General features: G+C 71.1%; 8 protein-coding genes and 2 tRNA genes. 8 read left to right on the forward strand and 2 right to left on the reverse strand.

Annotation, left to right across the window (positions count from 1 at the left end; translation table 11 throughout):
* Nucleotides 1-33 precede the first annotated feature (33 nt).
* From rsfS to OG206_RS22110, 5 genes are all read left to right on the forward strand, one after another.
* On the forward strand, nucleotides 34-465 hold the full coding sequence (rsfS, locus tag OG206_RS22090) for a ribosome silencing factor (protein WP_327118734.1): 432 nt from the start codon (nucleotides 34-36) through the stop codon (nucleotides 463-465).
* Nucleotides 462-1,115 carry a histidine phosphatase family protein gene (locus OG206_RS22095; RefSeq protein WP_327122359.1) on the forward strand — a complete coding sequence of 218 codons (654 nt, stop codon included), beginning with the start codon at nucleotides 462-464 and terminating at the stop codon, nucleotides 1,113-1,115. Before rsfS ends, OG206_RS22095 begins: the two co-directional genes overlap by 4 nt.
* 117 nt (nucleotides 1,116-1,232) lie before the next feature.
* Nucleotides 1,233-1,305: transfer RNA gene (locus OG206_RS22100), tRNA-Ala, on the forward strand.
* 424 nt (nucleotides 1,306-1,729) lie between these two features.
* Nucleotides 1,730-1,963, forward strand: coding sequence for a hypothetical protein (locus OG206_RS22105; protein ID WP_327118736.1), 234 nt, complete (start codon nucleotides 1,730-1,732; stop codon nucleotides 1,961-1,963).
* A 143-nt stretch (nucleotides 1,964-2,106) separates the two neighbouring features.
* Nucleotides 2,107-2,179: transfer RNA gene (locus OG206_RS22110), tRNA-Ala, on the forward strand.
* A 71-nt stretch (nucleotides 2,180-2,250) separates the two neighbouring features.
* Here OG206_RS22110 and OG206_RS22115 read toward each other — a convergent pair.
* Together OG206_RS22115 and OG206_RS22120 are read right to left on the reverse strand one after the other, a co-directional pair.
* On the reverse strand, nucleotides 2,251-3,825 hold the full coding sequence (locus tag OG206_RS22115) for an NADH-ubiquinone oxidoreductase-F iron-sulfur binding region domain-containing protein (RefSeq protein ID WP_327118738.1): 1,575 nt from the start codon (nucleotides 3,823-3,825) through the stop codon (nucleotides 2,251-2,253).
* Nucleotides 3,822-5,075 (reverse strand): hypothetical protein, encoded by a 1,254-nt coding sequence (locus tag OG206_RS22120; RefSeq protein WP_327118740.1) that lies wholly within the window; start codon nucleotides 5,073-5,075, stop codon nucleotides 3,822-3,824. Before OG206_RS22120 ends, OG206_RS22115 begins: the two co-directional genes overlap by 4 nt.
* A 484-nt stretch (nucleotides 5,076-5,559) precedes the next feature.
* On the opposite strand from OG206_RS22120, the gene leuS reads away from it, so the two are divergent.
* The 3 genes from leuS to OG206_RS22135 all read left to right on the forward strand — a co-directional run bounded on the left by leuS (nucleotide 5,560) and on the right by OG206_RS22135 (nucleotide 10,453).
* Nucleotides 5,560-8,433, forward strand: a complete 2,874-nt coding sequence (gene leuS, locus OG206_RS22125) for a leucine--tRNA ligase (RefSeq protein WP_327118742.1) — start codon at nucleotides 5,560-5,562, stop codon at nucleotides 8,431-8,433.
* Nucleotides 8,434-8,695: 262 nt separating this feature from the next.
* On the forward strand, nucleotides 8,696-9,391 hold the full coding sequence (locus OG206_RS22130; RefSeq protein ID WP_327118744.1) for a hypothetical protein: 696 nt from the start codon (nucleotides 8,696-8,698) through the stop codon (nucleotides 9,389-9,391).
* A gap of 216 nt (nucleotides 9,392-9,607) precedes the next feature.
* Entirely contained in the window at nucleotides 9,608-10,453 is an 846-nt protein-coding gene (locus OG206_RS22135) for a DegV family protein (protein ID WP_327118746.1), read from the forward strand.
* The last annotated feature ends 869 nt before the right edge of the window (nucleotides 10,454-11,322 follow it).

Here is an 11,322-nt window from a genome sequence, read left to right on the forward strand (position 1 = left end):
GAGGTTGATCTGACCGCCGACGAAAGCCTGCATGTGACCGCCACGGACCGCTCCATCGAGCTCATCACCGCCGCCGCCCAGGCGGCGGCCGACCGGCTCGCGCACGACATCATCGCCTACGACGTCAGCGACGTCCTGTCGATCACCGACGCCTTCCTCGTGGCCTCGGCTCCCAACGACCGCCAGGTCAAGTCGATCGTCGACGAGATCGAGGAGCGGCTGCAGAAGGAGCTCGGCGCCAAGCCGGTGCGCCGCGAGGGCGACCGCGACGCCCGCTGGATCCTGCTCGACTACGTCGACATCGTGATCCACGTCCAGCACAGCGAGGAGCGCGTGTTCTACGCGCTCGAGCGACTGTGGAAGGACTGCCCCGAGATCGCCCTTCCGGAGGACGCGGTCAAGACCCGGGGCAAGGCCGAGGAGCACGCCCAGCTCAACGGCGGCACGGAAGGTGAGCAGAGCTGAACGGCAGCAGCAGCGGCAGAGGCCGCAGGATCGTCCTCTGGCGCCACGGCCAGACGGCGTGGAACCTGGAGCGGCGCTTCCAGGGGTCCACGGACATCGAGCTGACCGAGGCCGGCGTCGGGCAGGCCCGTCGGGCCGCCCGGCTGCTCGCCTCGCTGGGGCCGGACGCGATCGTGGCGTCCGACCTGAACCGGGCAGCGGCCACGGCCGCCGAGCTCGCCTCGGTCACGGGCCTGGCCGTCGCGCATGACTCCGCCCTGCGCGAGACGTACGCGGGTGCCTGGCAAGGGCTCACGCACGAGGAGATCGTCGAGCAGTTCGGCGAGCAGTACGCCGCGTGGAAGCGCGGCGAGCCCGTGCGCCGGGGCGGTGGCGAGCTGGAGACCGAGGTGGCCGACAGGGCCGCCCCGGTCGTCCTGGAACACGCCGGCAAGCTGCCGGACGCGGGGACGCTCGTCGTCGTGAGTCACGGCGGCACGATCCGGACGACCATCGGCCGTCTGCTCGGTCTCGAGTCCCATCACTGGGAAGGGCTCGGCGGGCTGTCGAACTGCTGCTGGTCCGTTCTGGGCGAGGGCGCCCGCGGCTGGCGCCTGCTCGAGCACAACGCCGGGACGCTTCCCGAACCGGTGCTCGGGGACGACGACTGACGGGTGCCGCGAGGCCCTTCCACCGCCGGTCGGGACCGGATTTCGCTTTCCGGCTTGTCGCAGGCTAAAGTTCTTCTTGTTCGCAGCGCGGAAACGCAGGGAAACACAGCGGACAGCGGGGCTATAGCTCAGTTGGTAGAGCGCCTGCATGGCATGCAGGAGGTCAGGAGTTCAATTCTCCTTAGCTCCACAGTCAAGATCCCGTCCCCAACAGGGGACGGGATCTTTTTTCGCCCCCTGTTGGGGACGGGAAGGGCGACTCGCGCGGGCGCCTCCCCAACTGCCCTGCCCCGCCGGGCACAAGGGGCGACAGGGTGCCCGGGCCCCTGTCCCGGCGACGTGTCGGCCCGCGCGGTGCCGTTCCTTCAGGCCAAAGGCGGGTGACGGGGCCGTCGTCGGGCTGACCCCCTTGCGGGGCCATGGCAGAATCGGAGCGCCGGAGGGGGCGACGGACCGATCGGGAGGGAGCGCGATGCCTGCGAGCCGCGTACGGGTCCCCGACCCGCCGCTTGCCCTCACCGCGACCCATGGCCCCACCGCGGACGGCGGCTACGCCGTTCCGCGAGAGAACTCCTTCGCGTGCACGGCCTGCGGCCACAGTCGGAGCTGACCGGATGGGTGCACACAGGCGGAAGTGTGACTGGTGCGGCAGCGGCACGCCCATCGTCAGGGACATGGACCCCGTCAACGCGGAGTTCCAGTACTGGTGCGAGGAGTGCGCGCGGGCGCTGATCATAAAAGGCGACGCCATCGAGACGTACCGAGAGCTCGAAGGGGAGCCGATCTACGGACGGCTCCTTGAGGAGCACTGCACTCTCAAGCGGTTCTACTCCTTCGCGACCGCCTGACGGGGGCGGCCGGAGCCGTACGAACCGTACGCCGGGGGCCGGCTGCCGGTCGGGCCGAGCCCAGGTGGAAACGATTTTTGATGGGCCGGGGGGACCGTGTAATGTTCTCGATGTCGCCAGGGAAACCGGGCGGCAAACAACACGGGGCTATAGCTCAGTTGGTAGAGCGCCTGCATGGCATGCAGGAGGTCAGGAGTTCAATTCTCCTTAGCTCCACAGAGAAGAAGCGGGTCATCCACATCGGGTGACCCGCTTCTCGTTGTTCGGGTCCTCTCTCGTCGGGGTGGTCAGCCCCGGCCGCTGCCCAGTGCCTTGCGCTGGGCGCTGGGCAGTGCGGGGCGTTCGGCGGGTGCCTGTTCCATGCGCAGAGCCAGTGCCGGGCAGCGCCGTACCGCTCGCTGGGCCCGGCCCCGCAGGTGCATCGGAACGGCGGCGTCCGCGAGTGCGGGATAGCCGTCGGGCCCCAGTCTGATCAGCTCGGGGACGATGTCCGCGCAGAGCCCGTGTCCCTGGCAGAGCGTCCAGTCCACGGCGAGCTTCTCCCCGCTCGGGATGGACTCCTCCAGGTCCTCGTATCCAGCGGCGGGCAGCGGGAGCACGCCCAGCGTCTCGCGTCCGCAGCCACCGTCCAGAACGTGTGCGGCGAGGTCGTCCGTGAAGGCGGAGAGGGTGGACGACAGGAAGCGGGCCGAGCCGTCCGGGTGCTTGCAGGCCCCGCGGCCCTTCACGGCCTGGGTCACCTCGCGCAGTGCCTCCAGCGCCGCCGGCCCGCCGCCGTTCAGCACGTCCGAGAGGCCGCCCGCCGCCGCCGGCAGTCCCAGCTTGCAGGGCCCGCACTGGCCGGCTGTTTCGGCGGCCAGCCAGTTGGCGATCCGGAGAGACTCGCCGATCGGACAGGTGTCGGGGCCGATCGGCAGGATGGCCCCGGCGCCGAGTGCTCCGCCCGCCGCCGCCAGGGAGGCTCTGGAGACCACGGCATCGTGCGAGGCGATGGCGTCGATCCAGTTGCCGTGATAGCCGCCGGTGAGGACCCCCTGCGGCAGGGGCGGGGCTCCCGCGAGCTGCAGGACGTACCGCAGGGGTACCCCGGTGGGCACCTCGATGACCATCGGGGTCGCCACGGCCCCGGAGACGGTGAGCAGGACCGTGCCCGGTTCGTCGTGCAGGCCCGTGTGCCCGTAGCGGCGGGAACCGATACGCGCGGCAACCGCGAGCTGGGCGTACGTCTCCGCGTTCGACAGCAGTGTCGGTGCGCCGGCGACGCCCGACTCGGCCGCGCGCTCGCGGCGCCCCGGAGGCAGTGCGGGACCGCCGTTCACGGCCCGGATGACGGCGGACGCCTCCCCGGAGACCATGCGCTCGGGGGTGCGCACGACGCGGGCTCGCAGGTGCTGGCCGCGCTTGTCGGACAGACCGCGTTCGGCCAGGGCGGCCCGGACGGATATCTCCGTGGAGTTGCGGGTGACGGCCACGACCAGCGTGCGGGCACCGAGTGCCTCGGCGGCGAGCAGTGCGCCGTCCAGGATGAGGTGCGGAGCACGGTTGAGCAGCACGGTGTCCTTGCGGCAGGCGGGTTCGCCCTCGCTGCCGTTGATCACGACGACGGGCCTCACCCCGCGCCGTATGGACGCCTTCGCCACCGCGCGGAGCTTCTTACCGAACGGGAATCCCGCGCCGCCCCGGCCGCGCAGGGAGATGGCCTCGGCCAGCTCGGCGAGTCGCTCGCCCGTCATCGGTTCGAGCGGGCCGTGCACCTTCAGGTGCATGGCGAGATCGAGGCGTTCCACCAGGTCGAAGCCGGTGGTCAGCTGGGGGAGGCCGACGACGCGGACCTCGGGTACATCGGGGAGGGGGACGTTCAAGGTCGTTCTCCTGCGGGTGCGTGCCAGGGTGCCCCGGCCGGGGGCGGGTAGAGCGGCCCGGGCAGTTGCTCGGTCTCCTGGTCGGATGCGGTGGCCGGATAAGCGGTCTGCGCGGGCGTGGGTGCCTGAGCCGGGAGAGCGGGGGAGGGGGCGGGCCAGCGGGCGTCCGTTCCCTCCTGCGAGGCGGCGGACGCCCGGGAGACCGCCCGGTACGCCGCCGAGATGCCCGGCCGCGTTCCGGTGGACGCCCCCGGTGCCGGCCCGAGCCGGTCGGAGACGCGAGGCGGGGCCTCGTACGGCGCCTCGTAGGACGGAGCCTCGTAACGCGGCTGCTCGTACGGGGGCTGCGCGTAGGGAGTCTGCTCGAACGGTGCCTGGCCGTACGCCGCGGACCCGTACCCGAACCCGGGTGCGTCGAGGGGCGGAGACGACGGTGCCGCCAGTGTCCGGGGGCGGACCGGGGTGCCGCGTACGCCGCGGTCGTCGTCACCCCAGCCGGGAGCGTCCGGCGGCAGACCCCGGCGTGGCTGCGGCGGCGCGTGTTCCGCACCGGGGAGCGGCGAGGAGCGGACGACCGGGTCGGATGCCGACGGCGGCCCCGCCGAGCCGATCAGGTCGGTGACCAGCTCGACGATCAGCCTCCTGGCCGGGCCGGGGAGCAGCCGCAGACAGAGCGCGGCCGCCACAGCGAGGAGGCAGAGCATGTACATCACGACGACCCAGGTCGCCGGCTGCCGACCCGCGTACAGACCGTGTACCAGGGCGGAGCACCATGCCGGGTATGCCAGTGCGTGCAGCGCGCGCCAGCGGCCGGCGATCTTGCCGGGTGTCGCGAACGCGCTGCGCATGGCGCCGGTGGCAGCGGTGACGATCATGAGCAGTCCGGCCAACGAGCCGAAGCCGATCAGACCGGCGGTGCCGCCGACACCCGTGCCGAAGGGTATGAGGGCACCCAGCAGACCGACGTGCCCGAGGGCGACCTTCACCGTGCCGTGCAGCAGGAGGAGGCCGAGCGAGCTGACGGCGGCGGCCCGGTGGATGCCCTGGCAGACGAGCCGCTGGCGGGTCGAGAGGAACAGCCGGTCGGTGGCCAGCAGGCCCCATGCGACGGCCGCGGTGAGCAACACCAGCGTCAGGACGCCGGTGGTGAAGTCGAACGCGGTGCGCATGCCGTCGCTCCCGGCGACGGCGAGCAGCGGAATGAGGACCAGCGCCGCGACGGTCATTCCGCCCTGTGTCTGGCGGCTCATACCTGGACTCGGACTCATGGAGGGGGACGAGCGGATCCTGCGATGAGGCTTCATGGGGGCGACTCCGAATGGTTCGGCAAAGCGGTCCCGTTGCCGCATGCTAGGTCGCCGCATACTGGCCGGTACGAGGTTTGAAGTGTTGCCCCGATAGGGGGCAGTACGCGGAGTAACCCCCGGACTGTGTAGGTCCTGCGGAGGGTTCGTGCCCATCATGTGCCCAGGGTTCGCGGTCGGGGCGGGTCCTGAGTGAGGCGTTCGCCGGGTAACTGCCGGGCCGGGCTCCGGGCCCGTGCGGTACCCTGACGCCATGCGTGCCGTATGCCTTCTGCTCAGCGAGCCGCGCTGACCACTCCCGACCGGTGAGAACGCCTGGTCGGACTCGGCGCGGCGTCCCCTCCTGTGCGAGGGGATTTTTCGTTTCCGTAGACGTGTGTCCGTAGACGGTGGGCGCCGGCAGATGACGATCGATGGAGCTTTGAGGATCATGAGCGAGACGAATTCCGCGGCCGAGGCGGCCGCGCCGCACCGCTACACGGCAGCGATGGCCGCCGACATCGAGGCACGCTGGCAGGACTTCTGGGACGCCGAGGGGACGTACGAGGCGCCCAACCCGACCGGTGACCTGTCGGACGGCTCCGGGCTGGCGGCGAAGCCGAAGCGCTTCATCATGGACATGTTCCCGTACCCCTCGGGCGCCGGTCTGCACGTCGGCCACCCGCTGGGGTACATCGCCACCGACGTCTACGCCCGCCACCAGCGGATGACCGGGCACAACGTCCTGCACACCCTGGGCTTCGACGCGTTCGGTCTGCCGGCCGAGCAGTACGCCGTACAGACGGGCACGCACCCGCGGGCCTCCACCGAGGCCAACATGGAGAACATGAAGGTCCAGCTGCGACGGCTGGGCCTGGGCCACGACAAGCGCCGCTCCTTCGCGACGATCGACGCCGAGTACTACAAGTGGACCCAGTGGATCTTCCTGCAGATCTTCAACTCCTGGTACGACACCGAGGCCGACCGTGCCCGCCCGATCGCCGACCTGGTCGCCCAGTTCGAGAACGGTGAGCGCCCGCTGCCGGACGGCCGCGCATGGGGTGCGCTGACCGCCGCCGAGCGTGCCGACGTCCTGGGGCAGTACCGCCTGGCCTACGCCTCGGACGCTCCCGTCAACTGGTCGCCGGGTCTGGGCACCGTGCTGGCCAACGAAGAGGTGACGGCCGACGGCCGGTCCGAGCGGGGCAACTTCCCGGTGTTCAAGGCGAAGCTGCGCCAGTGGAACATGCGGATCACCGCGTACGCGGACCGGCTGCTGGACGACCTGGACGGCCTGGACTGGCCCGAGGCCATCAAGCTGCAGCAGCGCAACTGGATCGGCCGGTCCGAGGGGGCGCGCGTCGACTTCCCCGTCGACGGTGCCGGCGACATCACCGTCTTCACCACCCGGCAGGACACGCTGTTCGGTGCCACCTACATGGTGCTGGCGCCGGAGCACGAGCTGGTCGAGCGGATCATCCCCGCCGCCTGGCCCGAGGGAACGCACCCGGTGTGGACCGGCGGCCACGCGAACCCGGCCGAGGCGGTCACCGCGTACCGCAAGCAGGCCGCGGCCAAGTCCGATGTGGAGCGCCAGGCGGAGGCCAAGGACAAGACCGGTGTCTTCACCGGGACGTACGCGACCAACCCCGTCAGCGGCGACAAGGTGCCGGTCTTCATCGCCGACTACGTCCTGATGGGCTACGGCACCGGCGCGATCATGGCGGTACCGGCGCACGACGCGCGCGACTTCGCCTTCGCGCGCGCCTTCGAGCTGCCGATGCGCTGCGTCGTCGAGCCGTCGGACGACCGCGGACTGGACCCCTCCACGTGGGAGGACGCGTTCTCCTCGTACGAGGCGAAGCTGGTCAACTCCGCGAACGGCGAGATCTCGCTCGACGGCCTGGGTGTCGTCGAGGCCAAGGCGAAGATCACCGAGTGGCTGCGGACACACGGGGTCGGCGAGGGCACGGTCAACTTCAGGCTGCGCGACTGGCTGTTCAGCCGTCAGCGTTACTGGGGTGAGCCCTTCCCGATCGTCTACGACGAGGAGGGCATCGCCCACCCGCTGCCCGAGTCGATGCTGCCGCTGGAACTGCCCGAGGTCGAGGACTACTCGCCGCGCACCTTCGACCCGGAGGACGCCGACACCCAGCCCGAGACCCCGCTGTCCCGCAACGCCGACTGGGTCAACGTCACGCTGGACCTGGGCGACGGCGCCGGCCCGCGACGTTACCGCCGCGAGACCAACACCATGCCCAACTGGGCCGGTTCCTGCTGGTACGAGCTGCGCTACCTGGACCCGAACAACGACCAGCGACTGGTCGACCCGGCGATCGAGCAGTATTGGATGGGGCCGCGCGACGGCCTGCCGACCGGCGGTGTCGACCTGTACGTCGGTGGCGCCGAGCATGCCGTTCTGCACCTGCTGTACGCCCGGTTCTGGTCCAAGGTCCTGCACGACCTGGGGCACATCTCGTCCGCCGAGCCGTTCCACAAGCTGTACAACCAGGGCATGATCCAGGCTTTCGTCTACCGGGACAGCCGCGGTATCGCGGTCCCGGCCGCCGAGGTCGAGGAGCGGGACGGGGCGTACTTCCACGGCGACGAGAAGGTCAGCCGCGTCCTGGGCAAGATGGGCAAGTCGCTGAAGAACGCGGTGACGCCCGACGAGATCTGCGGAGAGTACGGCGCGGACACCCTGCGCCTGTACGAGATGGCCATGGGGCCCCTGGACGTCTCGCGCCCGTGGGACACCCGGGCGGTCGTCGGCCAGTACAGGCTGCTGCAGCGTCTGTGGCGCAACATCGTCGACGAGGAGACCGGTGAGGTCACCGTCGTCGACGCGGAACCCGGCGAGGACACGCTGCGGGCACTGCACAAGGCCATCGACGGTGTCGGTCACGACATGGCGGGGATGCGCTTCAACACCGCGATCGCCAAGGTCACCGAGCTGAACAACCACCTGACGAAGACGGGCGCTCCGCTGTCGCGGTCGGTCGCCGAGCGACTGGTGCTGCTGGTGGCACCGCTGGCGCCGCACGTGGCGGAAGAGCTGTGGCGCCGGCTGGGCCACACCGAGTCCGTCGTGCACCAGGACTTCCCGGTCGCCGACCCCGCCTACGTCGTCGACGAGACCGTCACCTGCGTGGTACAGGTCAAGGGCAAGGTCAGGGCGCGCCTGGAGATCTCCCCGTCGATCACGGACGAGGAACTGGAGGCGCTGGCCCTGGCCGACGAGAACGTGGTCGCCGCCCTGGGCGGGGCCGGGATCCGCAAGGTGATCGTCCGGGCGCCGAAGCTGGTCAACATCGTCCCCGCATAGGGGCGTCCTGCGGACCGCCCCGTCTCCTGTGGGGCGCTCCGTGTCCTGTGGGGCGAGCCGCAGAAGTGACCCGGGAAGTCCGTCGGGGCACGCCCGGGCTTTCCGTACGGCCAGGGGTGCCCCGGCCTGTACTTTCCCCGCGGCCAGGGCTTTCCCCTACGGGCAGGTTGGGGGTTCCTCCGGAACCCTCGGCCTGCCCGTTCCGTTTACGGTGGAGGGGCGGGCCGCAACCGGCAGCCGAACCGACAACCGAGGGGCGTCCATGGAAGCCGCGATCCTGATCCTGACGTTGCTGTTCGTCGCGTTCGTGGCGCTCGGTGTGTACGCCGGTGTGAAGGCGGTGCGGGCCGCCAAGCGGGGCGTGGACCGGACGATCACGCAGGCGCGCCGCTCCGTCGAGGACACCGCACTGCGGGCGAAGAGCTACGGGCAGCCGGGGGTACCGGGAGAGCTCGCACAGCTGAGGCTCGCTCTGCGGACGTCGATGAGGGCCACGCAGGAGGCGCTGAACGCCGGAGCGGCGGAGGACGCCTCCCTCTCGGAGTCGCTGAACCTGTTCCACCGGCTGAGTGCCCATGGGCGCGAGCTCGATCACGACCTCAAGCGGCTGGAGCGCGAGCCCGACCGGGCGACCGTGGCCTCCCTGCTCCCGGGCCTCAAGGAGCGCACCGAGCGCATCACGCACTCGGCGGAATCGCTGCGCTGGGCGGCGCGTGACCGGGCCAGGCAGTTCGCCGACGACGACCTGGCCGCGCTGAACGCACAGATCGACGTGGAGGCCGGCGCCCTGCGGCACTGGACGACCGAGGAACCGCAGACACAGGGCGGTGACGTTGCCGGGCACCACTGGACCGCTCCGGCGGACGAGCCGTCACCGCAGGCGATCACCTCTCCGGATCCTCGCTCGGATACCGGCTACCCGTGGCAGAAGTCGGCCAAGCCGGAGACGACGAACTGAACCGGCGGAAAGCCGGGTGACCGGTCGCGCGGTCGCGCCCCGCTGAGGGCCCGTGAGGAACCTGCATGTACATGGGCGGCGACGTTGACCGTGTGTGTCCGGGCTGGTCGACGCGTGTCCGAGTTCGACGGATGAATGTTTGCAGGGCGAGCGGAAATGATCAGTAGATCGGTCCCGGGCTGCCGCGCCCCCGCCCTGGAAGGTAATCTCCGGCTCATGTCCCGCCATGTCGCTATCGTCACCGATTCAACGGCCTACTTGCCACGCCGGACGATGGAACGGCACGGCATCATCGCGGTGCCGCTCACCGTGGTCCTGGGTGATCAAGCACTGGAGGAGGGCACGGAGATCTCGGCCCGGTCGCTGGCTCTGGCCCTGCAGAAACGCCACTCCGTGACCACGTCGCGGCCCAGTCCCGAGGTCTTCGCCGCGACCTACCGCGCCGTGGCGGACGCCGGCGCCACCGACGTGATCTCCCTCCACCTGTCGGCCGAGCTCTCCGGGACGTACGACGCCGCGCTGCTGGCGGCGAAGGACGCACCCGTGCCCGTGCGTGTCGTCGATACGGGCATGGTGGCCATGGCCCTGGGGTTCTGCGCGCTCGCTGCCGCCGAGGCCGCGGAAGCGGGGGGCGGTCCGGAAGAGGCGGTCGCCGCAGCCGAGAAGCGGGCTGCGGACACGTCCGCCTACTTCTACGTCGACACGCTGGACTACCTGCGCCGGGGCGGTCGTATAGGCGCCGCTCAAGCGCTGTTGGGATCCGCGCTCGCGGTCAAGCCGCTCCTCCGGCTGGACGGCGGCCGTATCGAACTGCTCGAGAAGGTGCGGACCGCTTCCAGGGCGATCGCCCGGCTCGAGGAGATCGTCGCGCAGCAGGCCGGTTCGGGCGCGGTGGACATCGCCGTGCATCATCTGGCCGCGCCGGAAGGAGCCGAACGGCTCGCGGAGCGACTGCGGGGCCGGGTGCCCGGACTGGTCGAGTTGTACGTCAGCGAAGTCGGCGCGGTCATCGGAGCGCACACCGGGCCCGGACTGCTGGGCGCTGTCGTCTCTCCGCGCTGAATTCCATCCCTGCGGGTGGCGAAGATATGCACAACCGGTGAGTTATCCACCGGATATCGGGCGCGTCGGCGCATTCCGGCAGAAGTGTCTAGCGTCGTGCGGCATGAGCTACCGATCACTCCCGACGCCCGGCCTTCCGGCCGTCCCGCAGCGGCAATCCAGCGACGCGCCGCGCATCGCTCACGACCGGACCGGACAGGTACACGCGCATCCCTCCCAGCGTGCCGGCGCGAACACGCACCGCGCTGATCGGCGTCCGGTGCGCGGGACCGGCCCCACCGGGCGTGCCCGGCACAGATCCGGTGTCCGCCCGGGCGGCGCGGCCGGCACCTCGCCGGGAACCGCTTACGGAGCCCGGCACGGGCGGAGGCGCCTCGCGCGCGGATTCGACGCCGAGGCCGCGGCGGCCTCGCGGCTACGGGCGGACGCGCTGATGGCGGGCGAGCGCCCCCTGCCGACGAATGCGGGAGCGAGCGTGGATGTCGCGCCCCCTGTCGCGCCCGGGCGGGCTCGCGCGGCACCGTCCTGGGCTGCTGACCAGGACGAGCCGGCCGCTTCCACCGGGGGCCCGCCGACGCCCGCCGTGCCGGCGGCGCGACCGGGGCCCGGCAGCACAGCGACGGCTTCGACTGCGGCTTCGGCTTCGGCTGCCCGGTGGTGTGCGACGCCCGGCGCAAGCCCTCGCATGGTCCCGGAGGCGCGTCCGGTGCGCGGTGCGACGACTGCGCCGCCCGTGGCCGGGCGGCTGCTCCGCCCGCCGGGCCGTGGAACTTGCCCGGAGCCCGCTGGGCTGTCCGCTCCGGCCGTTGCGGGCCCGCTCCGACCACCTGACCAGGAAGTGCCCCGTGCCTCCGCAGCGCGGGCACGGT

Origin of the sequence: Streptomyces sp. NBC_01341, from assembly GCF_035946055.1 — a bacterium.
GTDB lineage: Bacteria > Actinomycetota > Actinomycetes > Streptomycetales > Streptomycetaceae > Streptomyces.